General features: G+C 43.8%; 13 protein-coding genes. 7 read left to right on the forward strand and 6 right to left on the reverse strand.

The annotated features are described in order from the left end of the window. The first annotated feature begins 79 nt into the window (after positions 1 to 79). On the forward strand, positions 80 to 379 hold the full coding sequence (locus JMX82_RS12515) for a hypothetical protein (protein ID WP_045455583.1): 300 nt from the start codon (positions 80 to 82) through the stop codon (positions 377 to 379). A gap of 118 nt (positions 380 to 497) precedes the next feature. Here the strand turns inward: JMX82_RS12515 and JMX82_RS12520 are convergent, their stop codons facing one another. From JMX82_RS12520 to msrA, 4 genes are all read right to left on the reverse strand, one after another. Beyond that, positions 498 to 1,979 carry a lytic murein transglycosylase gene (locus JMX82_RS12520; RefSeq protein ID WP_201540777.1) on the reverse strand — a complete coding sequence of 494 codons (1,482 nt, stop codon included), beginning with the start codon at positions 1,977 to 1,979 and terminating at the stop codon, positions 498 to 500. 230 nt (positions 1,980 to 2,209) lie between these two features. Next, a complete protein-coding gene (locus tag JMX82_RS12525; protein WP_201540778.1) occupies positions 2,210 to 2,923 on the reverse strand; it encodes a DUF1499 domain-containing protein in 714 nt (237 codons plus the stop codon). Between the two features lie 61 nt (positions 2,924 to 2,984). Further along, positions 2,985 to 3,638: a thiopurine S-methyltransferase gene (tmpT, locus tag JMX82_RS12530; protein WP_201540779.1), complete on the reverse strand. Its 654-nt coding sequence runs from the start codon at positions 3,636 to 3,638 to the stop codon at positions 2,985 to 2,987. A gap of 170 nt (positions 3,639 to 3,808) precedes the next feature. Further along, a complete protein-coding gene (msrA, locus tag JMX82_RS12535; RefSeq protein WP_109592489.1) occupies positions 3,809 to 4,330 on the reverse strand; it encodes a peptide-methionine (S)-S-oxide reductase MsrA in 522 nt (173 codons plus the stop codon). Positions 4,331 to 4,533: 203 nt separating this feature from the next. On the opposite strand from msrA, the gene cmoA reads away from it, so the two are divergent. The 3 genes from cmoA to JMX82_RS12550 are packed head-to-tail and all read left to right on the forward strand — an operon-like array spanning position 4,534 to position 7,615. Then, the gene (cmoA, locus tag JMX82_RS12540) at positions 4,534 to 5,334 is read left to right on the forward strand and encodes a carboxy-S-adenosyl-L-methionine synthase CmoA (protein ID WP_201540780.1); all 801 of its coding nucleotides are present in this window, start codon (positions 4,534 to 4,536) and stop codon (positions 5,332 to 5,334) included. Between the two features lie 48 nt (positions 5,335 to 5,382). After that, a complete protein-coding gene (cmoB, locus tag JMX82_RS12545) occupies positions 5,383 to 6,444 on the forward strand; it encodes a tRNA 5-methoxyuridine(34)/uridine 5-oxyacetic acid(34) synthase CmoB (protein WP_201540781.1) in 1,062 nt (353 codons plus the stop codon). Between the two features lie 37 nt (positions 6,445 to 6,481). Continuing rightward, the gene (locus tag JMX82_RS12550) at positions 6,482 to 7,615 is read left to right on the forward strand and encodes a DUF1176 domain-containing protein (RefSeq protein ID WP_201540782.1); all 1,134 of its coding nucleotides are present in this window, start codon (positions 6,482 to 6,484) and stop codon (positions 7,613 to 7,615) included. Positions 7,616 to 7,771: 156 nt separating this feature from the next. Here the strand turns inward: JMX82_RS12550 and JMX82_RS12555 are convergent, their stop codons facing one another. Continuing rightward, positions 7,772 to 7,990 carry a DUF2788 domain-containing protein gene (locus tag JMX82_RS12555; protein ID WP_045448016.1) on the reverse strand — a complete coding sequence of 73 codons (219 nt, stop codon included), beginning with the start codon at positions 7,988 to 7,990 and terminating at the stop codon, positions 7,772 to 7,774. 723 nt (positions 7,991 to 8,713) lie between these two features. On the opposite strand from JMX82_RS12555, the gene argS reads away from it, so the two are divergent. From argS to JMX82_RS12570, 3 genes are all read left to right on the forward strand, one after another. Next, positions 8,714 to 10,543, forward strand: coding sequence for an arginine--tRNA ligase (gene argS, locus JMX82_RS12560; RefSeq protein WP_201540783.1), 1,830 nt, complete (start codon positions 8,714 to 8,716; stop codon positions 10,541 to 10,543). 102 nt (positions 10,544 to 10,645) lie between these two features. Further along, the gene (locus JMX82_RS12565; RefSeq protein ID WP_109592480.1) at positions 10,646 to 11,461 is read left to right on the forward strand and encodes an SPOR domain-containing protein; all 816 of its coding nucleotides are present in this window, start codon (positions 10,646 to 10,648) and stop codon (positions 11,459 to 11,461) included. Between the two features lie 145 nt (positions 11,462 to 11,606). Beyond that, positions 11,607 to 12,701 (forward strand): PTS transporter subunit IIC, encoded by a 1,095-nt coding sequence (locus tag JMX82_RS12570; protein WP_265089327.1) that lies wholly within the window; start codon positions 11,607 to 11,609, stop codon positions 12,699 to 12,701. Between the two features lie 102 nt (positions 12,702 to 12,803). On the opposite strand, the gene JMX82_RS12575 is transcribed toward JMX82_RS12570, so the two are convergent. After that, positions 12,804 to 13,798: c-type cytochrome (locus tag JMX82_RS12575; RefSeq protein WP_320158778.1), on the reverse strand; the 995-nt coding region annotated here is incomplete at its 5' end.

Raw genomic sequence — 13,798 nt, forward strand, 5'->3', positions numbered from 1 at the left:
ATTACTGACGTATATATTGTATACATATAAATCGAATGTATATAAATCGCATAATAATACTGACTAAGGAGAGCACCTGATGAGTAACGCTAAGAACGATGCATTAAAAAAAGAGCTTGATGGCTTAGAAGAATCTATGCATGCTGCCGAGCAGTTTCATACACTAGAAGAGCAAGTAGCGGACATGAAACGTCGCGGTATCGACCCTAGCCAAGCTTACAAAGACTTGGACAGAAAAGAAGAAGATGCTGATTGGGGCGATGCTACTTGGAAAGAAAACGGCAAGTGGGAACCAAAAACACCTGCTGATCTAGATGAAAAAGCACGTGAGAACTGGGATGGTGACAATGGTAAACCGAACCCACCACCGATCGTTTAACTTTAATTAAAAAAAGTAGTTATATATAAAATTCGTTTAGAAAATTCATGTTATAAAAAAGCCACGCTATTATTAACGTGGCTTTTTATTTTAGTAATAATTAACAGACATTAACTAATTAAGAACCTTCGTCAACACGAACGAGCTTTACCACACCGTCGCTACCAGTGACACGGCGATAGCGTGTGTTACCAGAGGTAGGTGATTGTGCAGAAGGCTGCGTTGAGTAAGTATTAGGAGTACTCGTTTGCTGCTGAATCAACTGTCCCATGAGATCAGCAGAGGCAGGGTTTAAAGGCTGGCTATTCGACGGCTGTCTGTATTGATTGCCGTATTGCGTACTTTTCGGGGCTGTGTTTCCAGCATCTCCAATGATGGCGCGGTAGAATTTTTGTCCTGCGCGGCCATCCGCTGGTAAGATACCACGACTAGATTGGTATTGCTGAATCGCGATACGGGTATTGTCGCCAATAATGCCGTCAACACCACCAATATCGTAACCCGCGTTCAATAACGCCTGCTGGATATCTTTGGCTTGCTGGCGACTGATACCAGGGTCATCGGTAGGCCATGCCGTGACAAAGTCAGTTTTGCTGCTGTCCTCTTTGGTGATTAAGTCTGATAAATGGGCGATTGCCAATGCATAATTTTCTGACGCATTATAAGAATAAAACGTATCAAAGTTTTTACCAACTAAGAAAGCAGGACCATCTTTGCCAGCGGGTAATAATAGACCAGCACTACTCAAATCGTTTGGCAATGGACTGCCATTGGCGAGCGTGATACCTTGATTGCGCCAGTGGCTGATAGACTTCTTGTTTTTACGGTCAGACGCTGCCCAAAATCCACTGGGCAGCTTGACTTCGTAGCCCCAAGGCTCGCCCGTGCGATAGCCGCGCTTATCTAAGAAGTTTGCGGTAGAGGCTAGCGCGTCAGGCACACTATTGACCAAATCACGGCGACCATCGCCATCAAAGTCGACTGCCAGCTCTAAAAAGGTACTTGGCATAAATTGTGTTTGACCAAAAGCGCCTGCCCATGAGCCTGTCATATCACTTGGCGCGATATCACCGTTTTGGACGATTTTTAGTGCATTGGCATATTCACCTTGGAAATAGCTCTGACGGCGATCGAAACAAGACAGGGTCGCTAGAGACTCAAACAAAGGTTTTTTGCCCAATGTTTGCCCAAAGTTCGACTCAACGCCCCATACACCTAGTACGTGTTCGGCTTTGACGCCATAGCGTGATTCAATTTGACGTAGCGTATCTGCCCATTGACGCTTGGCACGGATACCATCTTCTACACGCTCTTTATCGACCAGTGAAGATAAATAATCCCAAACGTCTTTTTGAAACTCTGGCTGATAATTCAATGACTGAATCACGCTAGGATCAGGCTGGCTAGGGCGATAGTTATTAAAAGTAGAGCTATCAACCCCTCGAAATTTGCTAGAGTTTTTCAAACCGTCTAAGCATTGTTGAAACTCGGCATTAGATAAGTTTGGTGCTGGTGGTTTGGCTGCTTGAGCAGTGCTAGCAAAACTCAGCCCAACAGCAAGGCTAAGTAATGATAAAGTAGAAACTGGAGTCAAACGCATGAAAATATCCTATAAACGTTGAAATAGTTATTAAAAGAGCAAGCAAAGCGGATTGGTGCAGTATGGACTTAGAGTAACCAATCTCATGGGTAAAGAAAAGGTATCGAAGTAAGCTGTTACTATAAGTTGACGGTGGCGTGAGGTTGAGAGAGGGTTTAAGGTAGATAGGCTAAAATATATAAAGTACTAAAAAAATCCAATTAATCACTTTTACTTCTCTCGAAACCTAATCACTCCCCCAAAAACCTATCCAACTCTTCAATCAACTTATGAATACGCGCCGCATTTTTGCCCAAATCGCTCCCACCAACCCGTGACTTGCTACGAATATCTACTAGACGTTCACTACTGTTATCCGTGATACGCACGACGACATCATCTTTAAAACCGAACCAAGCAGTCGTATCTGTCGCTTCAATGACGCCTTTGTCAGCATCGATATTGACAAGCTCCCAACCTAAATTATCGATGGCTTGTTTGGTTGCCCCAACCAACTCAGATTTTGACTGGCTATAGCGTAATGTCTGTAATTCAGGGTAGGCGGCGCGCTGCTGCGTTGCAGTCTCTACACCTGCATACTCAACTGGGTTTGGTGCATCAGCGCGCAGTGGGGCAATGGCCACAAATTCAGGTGGATTCACTAAGTCAGTTGAAATATCGTGAATGGGCGGTACATTTTTAGCGCTATTCATCATGCTTAGTGGAATAGCAATGGCAATGATAGCAAGCGCTGCTGATGTTAATACGCTACCAATGCTAGCCGTGTCTCGTTTAAATAAAAGCTGTATGACTAATAGTACCAATGCTGCGATACCAGCAAATACACCAAACTTAAACCCTGCAAACGCAGTCGCTAAATCGACTAAGCCAAATTTGTAAAGCGGACCTGCGAGTGTGACTAGCAAAATAGAGATTAAACTTATCAGCCCAACGAATATTTTCATTCAATTTCTCCATCATAATTTAGTACTGATTAATCGCTACGCAAACGGCTTTATTAACCACTCACTTTAATAGCCAAACATGCTCCGTGACCATTAGCTCAGGTGCCGATCCTATAGAAGTAGGTTCACTCGTCAGTTCGCTGATATGATAGTTATCGCCATAATATTGCTGTATTTGCTCGCTACTGATAGAAAACGGCGGTCCCGCTTTTTTGCTTTGGTCATAAGCGAGAGTGATGATAAATTGTGGTGCATTAGCACTGAGCTGGTACATTTGCGCACTATATTGCACACGCATATCAGCCGGTAGCGCAATCAATGCGGCTTTATCATACACCGCCTTTACAGATCCAATATCCTCAGTCGTTAATGCAAAAATATCAGCAACCCATAAGGTAATGGTTTGTCCTAATAACTGACCTTGATAGTATTTAATCGCTGAATTGTCTACATGCTGGTGCACAGTAGGGGAGATATTCTGCTCAGTAAAGAACGCTTGTACCGCTGTTTCCACCAATTCAACGCCTACAACGTCGTAGCCTTGCGCCGCCAGCCAAGCCATATCAATCGATTTACCGCAAAGAGGGACAAAGACACGGCTACCAGCTGGCAGGTTTAACTGCTTAAAGTAATTTATTAATAATGGGTTCACTGCAGACTGATTAAAGCCAATACGTTTCTCTTGCCAGCGGCTGTGCCAAAATTCAGCGTTCATACCTTCGCCTTTATTCGTTGTGGGTTATATTTAAGTTGTTTCTATCATAACGGTTTGAGTGAGAATGCTAAAGATGTTAAAAAGCCAAACGCTCATACAATAAGCGTTTGGCTATAATGAAAAGCTTAGATAATCTCTTTTCAAATGAAAAAATATCTTTATTCTGTCGTTTAGCTCACCATATATTGACTAAACTCTTTACGCAATTTGGCAAGCTTTGGTGGTATGGCAAAGTTGCAATACCCTTGTCCTGGATTCTTATTAAAGAAATCCTGATGGGTCTCTTCTGCTTGATAAAATTCAACAGCTGGATGTACTTCGGTGACCACATTGACGCCCATATCGCGCAGTTTGTTGATAGTGCGGTCAATCGTTGGTTTCTGATTTTCTTCGGTATAAAAAACCACGCTGCGGTACTGGCTACCGACGTCATTGCCTTGACGATCCATTGTGGTGGGATCATGGGTGGCAAAGAAAACATCAAGTATCACTTCTAACGGGACGATAGAGTCATCGAACTCGACTTTAATGACTTCAACGTGCCCTGTATTGCCACCACAAACCGCTTCGTAATTGGCAGAAACAGCGTCACCGCCCATGTAGCCTGAAACGACAGATTGCACACCTTTTACGGATAAAAATACCGATTCGGTGCACCAAAAACAGCCACCGCCCAAAATAATGGTTTGCATAATTTTTCCTATTTTTATAAATATAAAATATGAGCCAAGTGTTTTTTACCTAGCAATACGTATTTAGCTTAGCAGGGCATCTGACTGCGATAAGTAACAAACAGTAATGTTATAATGGGCTTTTGCTACGTCGTGCCGCTTTCAGCTAATAATGACAAGCAAGACCATCAATTATCTCCTAATTTAAGTTCTATTATCACAAAATGAGTCGCACCATGAGTCAATCTAAGCCTGCTATTGTTAAACACGACACCCTATTTGACAAACCGTTTACCACGCCACTCGATAAAGCGGCTCGCTTCTCCTTTGATGAGCAAGTGGTGGCTTGTTTCCCTGATATGATTCGTCGCAGTGTGCCCGGTTATGGTCAGGTGCTAGCGATGCTGCCTATATTTGCCCGACGCCATTGTAAGTATCGTCAACAGAGCGATAGTGGACAGCGCGTCAGTCGAGTGTATGATTTGGGCTGTTCACTTGGTGCAGCAAGCATGACGTTGGCGGGTGAGTTTGAGCCGCAAGACTTGCAGATTAAAGCGATTGATATCTCACCAGCGATGACGACCGAAGCGACCACGCTACTGAGTGACAATTATCCTGCGCATGACATCGAAGTGATTACCGCTGATATTCGCGATGTGGAACTTGAACCCTGCGATATGGTGATTTTGAACTTAACCTTACAATTTTTACCCGCCGCCGATAGAGTCGCAATATTAGAGAAAATTTATGCAGCGTTAAGTGAAGGCGGGATGCTGGTATTAACTGAAAAAACCCATGCTTTTGATGAGCAATATGATGCGTGGTTGGTTGAGCGTTATTATGATTTTAAACGTGCCAATGGTTATAGCGAGATGGAAATCAGCGGCAAACGTAATGCACTAGAGAACGTGCTTATTACTGATACCTTAGACGAGCATCATGTACGGTTAGATCAAGTTGGCTTTAAACGTCATCTCACGTGGTTTCAGTTTTTAAACTTCGTCTCTATTGTGGCGTTTAAATAATCCTTATTTTTAACACAGTTTTTTTGATCAATACGGTAATCTGCTTTTATGCTTAACGACACTATCACCCACGCCGAACGCGCATTATATTTAACCTTGTTGGAGTTAGCACAGCAGCAGCCGAGTGCTTATGAATGGCTTACGCGCTTGCCAACATGGTTAAATGATATCAAGGACAAAGCCAACTACGCGCATGCACCTGCTTATCAAGCGTCAGTCGCTCGTTTGCCAGAATTAACCGTCAATAATGTCGATCTGAACAGTGATGTCCTGACGATTGAGGCAAATCTTAGTGAGTCTCAGCGCAAACAAACAATGGCACTATTAAAGCAGCTGATGCCATGGCGCAAAGGGCCTTTTCAAATTGGTGGTCAGCTCGAAAATCAAATTGATAGTGGTCAGAATGAAGACCAACAAGCCGCGCCAATATTGATTGATACCGAATGGCACAGTGATTGGAAGTGGCAACGGGTCACACCGCATTTGGGTAATTTAAAAGGTCGTCGCGTATTGGATGTGGGCGGTGGCTCTGGCTATCACGGCTGGCGTATGGCTGGCGCTGGCGCGGATACGGTCATTATCATTGATCCGTCTTGCTTGTTTTATCATCAGTTTATGGCGATTCGTCATTTTGTCGGGGCTGCTGATAGCTATAAAACGCATTATATCCCCGTACCACTTGAAGCATTGCCCGAGCATAGCCAATTATTTGACACCGTATTTAGTATGGGTGTGCTCTATCATCGCCAATCGCCGTTTGAGCATTTACAACAGCTTAAAGGGCAGTTGGTCAAAGGCGGTGAATTGGTGCTTGAAACCTTGGTTATCGAAGGTGATGCCAATACCGTACTGGTGCCACATGACCGCTATGCCCAGATGAATAATGTGTATTTTTTACCATCAGTCGCGGCATTGACAGGCTGGCTAGAAAAAGCAGGATTCTCAGAGGTACGTTGTGTCGATGTGGCAACGACTTATATCGATGAGCAGCGTAAAACGGAATGGATGACTTATCATTCGCTGGCCGACTTCTTAGATCCTAATGATGCTAGCAAAACGCTTGAAGGCTATCCTGCGCCGATGCGTGCGACTTTGATTGCAAAAAAGTAGCGCGTGGGTACTGTATCACTCATAGGGAATATGGACAGTGAAAAAATTAACGATTTTGCTCAGCGCTATGATAGGCTTGCTGCCATTGACGTCCATATCAGCTCATGCTGCCTATGGTACGCCATTTGAAGGGTGGGGCTTTGTGCAGGATGATTGGCAAGTGGTTTGTGATAATACATTGACTTGTCGCGCAGCAGGTTATGCAGATGAGAGTATGTTCGATACGCCAGCTTCTATTTTATTAACTGTCATACCAAAAAAAGCCTTGCCGATTGCCCAAATTCAGTTTTTATCAGAAACCTCAGACAAAACCTACCATAGTGCTGAACTGTGGTTAAATGGCAAAAACCAAGGCGTGCTACAACCAGATGCTGATGGTTCTGCGTACGACTTAACCGCCAAGCAAACGCAACACCTTATTAACCATGCGCGTCAAAATACTAGGATAGAGATAAGAGTAGGTAGTGATCGCTGGACAATTAGTGACAAAGGTATGGGTGCGGTATTGCTCAAACTTGATGAGGTGCAAGGCAGAGTAGGCAAGCCAATAGCATTGGTGAGTAAAAACCACACAAGTAAGCAAACACCGAAATCCGCTAAGCCAAAGCCAATCATCAAAAAGGCATTCTCGTATTCAGAAAAAGACAATAAGAAACTATCTGCATCAAAACAGGCGTACTTTCAGGTCAATATAAACCAGTGGGTAAATATTGATGATGAGCAGTTAATGGGCTCAGATGAGGTGATGGGAGACTGTGAACTTGTAAATTCCAAAAGTGAAGCTTCTATAAACTTTGCAAAATATGCTAGCAACAGTGCTAGTTGGGATTTTACCCCTATTGATGATAATCATACGCTTGCCAGTCATCTTTGTTGGCAAGGTGCCTATAATGAAAGCTATGGATATTGGCTTATAGACAACGCAAACCCTCATAGTTCGCAGCTAATCACCACCGCAGGCAATGACTATTCTGATGGCGAGATTTGGGCAACACATAAAGATCGAGGCTTGGGTGATTGCTGGAATCATGCGATATGGGTTTGGAATGGTCAAACATTTGCCAAATCAGAAGATTCCAGCTCAGGAATGTGTCGCGGTTTTGCTGGTGGTGCGTGGGATTTACCAACTTACGTGAGTGAAGTCGTAAAAAATGATAGCAAGGCTCAGTGAGTGATATTTTGGTAGGAATGATTGACACACTGTAAAGTGAAGCCGTCATGAGCCATGTATTTTTTAATTGATTATTTAACCGCTTATTTATCAGTGATAGGCGAGTTATTTATCACCTATCATTGACAGTGAGGACACGGCCTAGTCATATAAAAATTATATCAACCACCTTTTAAAAGCGACTTCCAACAATAGCTTGAGTAAGAAGCCCACAAACCCTGCGCCTAGTGCTAAGAAAATCCAAAATGTACCCGCGCGCCCAGCTTGAGATTCTTTAGAGATGTCCCACATAATAAAAAATAAGAAGGCGATGAATATGGGTAGTAAAACATACAATCCCCAACTGGTAACCGTACTGGCAGCAATAGCAAACATGGCATAATCCTATAAAGTAGTAACGCCGTCTTTATTTATTTCTATTATGGATCTTTTGATAATAATTGCCTTCAAAATGAAGTATTACCATTCATGATATAAGCAGTAATCCATAAAATAAGTCAGAAAAAAGTAGGCAGCAATACAAACCGTTATTATAACGCGGAAGCGAGCAGGTATAAACTGCTGCTAAGTAGGAGACAACAGTAACGCTACAATTTGCAGGGCTGACTGATCGGTGACAGCGCTAAATCCTGATCTATTTAAAATATTTTAATCTGACTTATCGTGAATGAAAGCACAGGCAACGCGTCTGTTAGGGCGTGTCTTCAAATAAATCGATTAACCTCTAAATGGGCTAAAAATGGCTAAATTTTGCCAAACATCGTCAAATAGCTTACCAATATCTCGATATTATTTGCGCTATTTTCCTTACTTTACAGCAATTTATCTCCTTTTTATCACCATTTTTAAAATGAGGGCACGCCCTAGTCACCTAAATTATCAGTGTTAACTGTCATAACCGTAAGATTTTAGTGCTAATTTTGGTGCAAATGGTGCAATGCAGGGCAAAGATTGTTATATTTACAGGTTACTTATCTTTTTTGTATTATTTTATCCCCTGCAATGTCGGTCGCTATTATAATAGGCAGTTATTGGCTGCTCGCATTCGCCACATTTTTATACCGTTTTTGTTGTTTATTTAATTGAGTTCAAATCCTTATGTCACAAGCCCAAATTGATACACTTGCATCACTATTTAACGATGCGATTCAAACCCTACAAGCAGATGGCACGTTACCAAGCGATTGGCAAAATAATAGCCAAATCACCCGTACTAAAGACTTAAGCCATGGTGATTTCGCCAGTAATATCGCGCTGACAGCGGCCAAAGCTGCCAAGGTCAATCCACGACAGCTTGCCGAAAAAATCGTCAATGCGCTGCCTGAAAACCAAGACATTCGCCAAGTGGAAATCGCAGGTCCAGGCTTTATTAACGTGTTCTTAAATGCGGAAGCCAAATTTGCGGTATTAGATGATATCTTTGCCTTGCAAGATCGCTTTGGTTTAAGCGATCAGTTTGACGGGCAAAAAATTCAGGTTGAGTTTGTCTCTGCCAATCCAACGTCAAGTTTGCACGTTGGGCACGGTCGCGGTGCAGCGTTCGGTATGAGCGTGGCAAACCTGCTGGAAGCGATTGGTTATGACGTCACGCGTGAATATTATGTCAATGACGCCGGTCGTCAAATGGATATCTTGGCGACCAGTACCTATTTGCGTTATCTGGAAATCAATGGCGAGCAAATAATCTTCCCAGTCAATGGTTATCAAGGTGATTATGTCAGTGACATCGCCCAAACGTTAAAAGCGCAACATGGTGATCATTACGTTCATAGCTTTGCAGCAATCGCCAAAGATGTGCCAGCAGATGCTGAGTTTGAGATTAATGCGGACGGCGAAAAAACACTGCTATCAGGTGACAAAGAAGCGCATATTGATGGCCTAATTGCCAACAGTAAAGCCTTGCTTGGTGAGGGCTATGAGCTGTTTTTAAATGCGGCATTGAGCAGTATTTTAGCCGATATCAAAGATGACTTAAATGACTTTGGTGTGCGCTACGAGTGCTGGTTTAGCGAACGGTCTATTGATAGCGAGATTGAGCCAGTCTTGCAAACCTTAGATGAAAAAGGCTACCTATACGAAAAAGACGGTAATATTTGGTTCAAATCAACCGATTTTGGTGATGAAAAAGACCGTGTTGTGCGCCGTGCCAATGGTCAATCTACTTATTTTGCTTCTGATATTGCGTATCACAAAAACAAATTTGATCGTGGTTTTGATAAAGTGGTCAATGTTTGGGGTGCCGATCACCATGGTTATGTACCACGCGTAAAAGCCGCTTTATTGGCGCTTGGTATTGATGCTGAGCGTTTAGATGTGGTGCTTGTGCAATTTGTTGCACTATGGCGTGGTAGTGAAAAAGTGCAAATGTCCTCGCGTTCAGGTCAATTTGTCACCCTGCGTGATTTACGTACCGAAGTTGGTAACGACGCCGCGCGTTTTTATTATGTCGCCCGTAAGCCTGAAGTGCATATTGATTTTGATTTGGAGCTGGCTAAATCACAAAGCAAAGACAATCAAGTGTATTACATTCAATACGCGCATGCCCGTGTTTGTCGAGTGTTAGAAAAGCTACAAAACAGTGGTCTTGTGGTAGACGATGCGATTGGTTTAGAACATCAAGACTTACTTAGCGCACCAAACGAAGACGAGCTGATTAAATTATTAGCAGGATATCCAGCGACATTATTACGCGCTGCGACGGGTTATGAGCCACATGTCTTGACCAACTATCTTAAAGAGTTGGCAGCGCTATTTCATGGTTGGTATGACAGCAATCGCATTTTGCCAGTGAGTTTGACGTCAGGTGAGACACCAAGCTCGGATGAGATGGAATTGATGCAAGCCCGTTTGCGTCTGTCTAAAGCCGTACGTCAAGTATTGGCCAATGGTCTTAGTTTGTTAGGGTTGTCGGCACCATCTAGCATGTAGTTTTTTTCTAGTATATAGTAACTTTCTAACATGTAGTATGAGTATAGATGACTGCCAGCCATAATTTGATGATAGTTAGATTCAGTAGGGAGAACCAGATCCATGCTAGCCAAAAAACCTAAAGGTGCGACTGAAAAACGCAAAACAAGTAGCGTATCAGGCTTATTGTGGATGTTTGTCGGGGCTGTATTGACCCTTATGATAGGGGTGTTTATATACTTGTCACCATTATTTGATTTCAGTCCCGCTGACAGCACCGCTGGTAATGATCCTGATCGTCAGGTACAGCCACGTGTCGACACTGATACTGATAATGGTGATTATGAGTTCTATGATATTTTGCCCAATCAAGAGATGGCGACTATTCCTGATGAAGATATTGCTGAGACAGGCAATGATCGCATAGGGGATATCAGTGCCTTTGAGCCTGATGTGGTGGTGACTCAACCTGAAGATGGCTCAGCCAGTCGCAATGATGATACTGGTAACTTTGGTATCTCTGAAAATACGGTTATTGCGCCCAGTCGTGGTAATAACGCTGCTACCAGTAATAGCGGCGATGACATTGTGATCGTTGAAGAAGACGCGACCTATGATGGATCGACGCCTGCTAGTAGCAATAATACGTCCACCAATAATGCAGGCGCAGGTACTGCTAGCGTTCAGGCTGCAAAACCTGCGGCAACTTACATTTTGCAGATCAACAGCTTCGGTGATGCGGATGAAGCAGATCGCCGCCGTGCTCAAGTGTTGATGGCAGGTGTAGACGCTCGCGTGGTCAAGAATACGACGGGTAATGGTTTGCCAATCTATCAAGTTATTTCTCGCCCGATGAATAACCGCCAAGCAGTAACCACTGCTCAGCAGCGCCTACAGAATAATGGTATTGACTCCATCATCGTTGAACAGCGTCGTTAAGTTGCGCTGTTTAATGACAGTTATAGTTCTTTATGAATAATAAAAAAAGCGTCGCAATGACGTTTTTTTTATCTCTGATTTTTAGCAAAGTTATTTTTCTGTTGGTTTATTACCTTTCATCAAAAATTTTATAAAGAGCATGGCTATGACTGTCTCTCATTTAGCAACACCGCCTACTGGCTTCATTAAAGCATTTTTCCAAAAGTATTTTATTGATGCGTTTACTGGCATGGCTTTAGGGCTATTTGTCACATTGATTGCTGGTCTAATCATCTCGCAAATCGGTGGCTGGTTAGATTTGCCCGCATTGGTTGCGGTGGGCAAGCTTGCCTCAGTACTAATGGGTGCGGGTATCGGAGTAGGGATCGCCTATTACCTTAAAGCACCGACGCTCGTCATGCTCAGCTGCTTGGTGGCGGGTATGCTTGGCGCACACTCTGAAGCATTAATAGCAGGGACGTTATTTACGCCCCAAGTAGGTGGACCTGCGACCTTTGCCGCGTTACCGGGCAATCCGATAGGGGCGTATTTGACCTCGGTATTTGCTTATCGTGCTGGTACTTGGGTTGCTGGCAAAACCAAGCTTGATATTCTATTGGTTCCTTTATTGGTATGCGCGGTAGCATTAGCAGTTTGCGCACTATTGAATCCACCTATCGTCGCTACGGTCGCTGCCATTGGTCAAGGTATTCAAGCGGCCACTGAGTTACAGCCTCTGTTAATGGGTATTGTGATTGCAGTGGTGGTGGGTATTTTATTGACATTGCCAACGTCCAGCGCTGCTATTTGTATCGCAATTGGGCTTGGCGGCGTAGCAGGCGGGGCAGCAGTGGTAGGCTGTGCAGCACACATGATTGGCTTTGCCGTTGCAAGCTTTAAAGACAACGGCATCAGTGGCGTGATATCTCAAGGTCTGGGTACCAGTATGCTACAGATTCCTAATGTGTTAAAAAAACCGCTGGTGTTGTTGCCTGCTGTGATTGCCAGCGCCATCGTTGGTCCTATTGCGACAGTAGGTTTTGGACTGGCATGTACGGCAACGGGTGCGGGTATGGGTACCGCCGGATTGGTCGGCGTATTTGGAGTGATTGAAGCGTCACAAGACATCATGAGTACGGGTCAATTATGGACAGCGATTATCCTGTTGATGTTTGTATTACCTGCCCTAATTGCAGGGGTGGTCGCTCATGTGATGCGCCGCATGGGCTGGCTAGTTGATGGTGATATGAAATTGCCTTAAATTAAAGATAAAGGACGCAAATTGTCCTAACTATCAATAATAAAAAAGCCCAGCTATTTAAGTAGTTGGGCTTTTTATGGTAACTTTTAAAGGTGCTTAAAACTAGCGGCGTACATCTTTAGGGGCATCACCATTGGGCCAGTCTTTGTCTTTGTTGGCTTTGATAGGTCGCGGCAGATGGGTAAAGTAAGCGGCAATATCGACCGCTTCTTGGTCACTAAGCGAGTTACCTTGACCAAATGGCATTTTGCCTTTGATAAAGGCCGCTGCTGTATAAGTTCGTGCCATACCTGCGCCATCGTTAAAGGACTTGTCTCCGGCTACTGCTGGATAGATATAAGTGCCATCGTCGTTATATTGACCTTCGCCATTTTCACCATGGCAAACGCTACATTTTTCAGCAAACAGCTTTTTGCCATTGTCCGTATTTGGCTCTAAAGTTTTGTCTACCTTAACAAAACCGCGACCTTCAGGCGAGACACCATAAGGCAAACCCTGTGATAACCAGCTCATATAAGACACCATCGCATTCATATCATCTGAACCTAGGTCAAGCGCTTTGCCATTCATTGAGCGTTCAAAACAGCCATTGATGCGCTCTTGTATTGAATTCACGCGACCAGCACGTGAACGATAAATAGGATAAATGCCCGGCATGCCATTCCAAGGCGCCGCGTAGGCCTCTGAGCCATTACCCAAGTGACAGCTGGTACAGTTCAACTGGTTGCCGACATTGTCAGGCATCTCTCTATAAGTATGATTGGCGATTTGTAAGCCGCGACGTACTGCTGCGCCAAACTCATCATCTGGAATAGTGGATTCATCTGGCATGCTAACGCTCAGTTTGGCGCTTGGATTTGCAGCCATCTCGTCTTTAATTTCTGAGGCACGTGCCTCAAGTGACTTAACGCGGGCTAATGCTTCAGCTTCTGCGACACGGTCGACAGCCTTGGTATCTGATTCACTACAGCCTGACAGGCTAACTGCACCAATAGCAAAGATAGCAGCCAGTAGAACGGAGGAAGAGGGTTTGACCTTTAAAAGTATTTTCATTGGAATATCCTTATTATCAAAAATAATATGTAATAATATATTTT

This window comes from Psychrobacter sp. 1044 (assembly GCF_904846525.1).
Taxonomy (GTDB): domain Bacteria; phylum Pseudomonadota; class Gammaproteobacteria; order Pseudomonadales; family Moraxellaceae; genus Psychrobacter.

What these genes read in the sequence shown, in the direction of transcription:
- JMX82_RS12515 (WP_045455583.1), top strand. Translation starts at nt 80, where the DNA reads ATGAGTAACGCTAAGAACGATGCATTAAAAAAAGAGCTTGATGGCTTA.
- JMX82_RS12520 (WP_201540777.1), bottom strand. Translation starts at nt 1,979, where the DNA reads ATGCGTTTGACTCCAGTTTCTACTTTATCATTACTTAGCCTTGCTGTT.
- JMX82_RS12525 (WP_201540778.1), bottom strand. Translation starts at nt 2,923, where the DNA reads ATGAAAATATTCGTTGGGCTGATAAGTTTAATCTCTATTTTGCTAGTC.
- tmpT (WP_201540779.1), bottom strand. Translation starts at nt 3,638, where the DNA reads ATGAACGCTGAATTTTGGCACAGCCGCTGGCAAGAGAAACGTATTGGC.
- msrA (WP_109592489.1), bottom strand. Translation starts at nt 4,330, where the DNA reads ATGCAAACCATTATTTTGGGCGGTGGCTGTTTTTGGTGCACCGAATCG.
- cmoA (WP_201540780.1), top strand. Translation starts at nt 4,534, where the DNA reads ATGAGTCGCACCATGAGTCAATCTAAGCCTGCTATTGTTAAACACGAC.
- cmoB (WP_201540781.1), top strand. Translation starts at nt 5,383, where the DNA reads ATGCTTAACGACACTATCACCCACGCCGAACGCGCATTATATTTAACC.
- JMX82_RS12555 (WP_045448016.1), bottom strand. Translation starts at nt 7,990, where the DNA reads ATGTTTGCTATTGCTGCCAGTACGGTTACCAGTTGGGGATTGTATGTT.
- argS (WP_201540783.1), top strand. Translation starts at nt 8,714, where the DNA reads ATGTCACAAGCCCAAATTGATACACTTGCATCACTATTTAACGATGCG.
- JMX82_RS12565 (WP_109592480.1), top strand. Translation starts at nt 10,646, where the DNA reads ATGCTAGCCAAAAAACCTAAAGGTGCGACTGAAAAACGCAAAACAAGT.
- JMX82_RS12570 (WP_265089327.1), top strand. Translation starts at nt 11,607, where the DNA reads ATGACTGTCTCTCATTTAGCAACACCGCCTACTGGCTTCATTAAAGCA.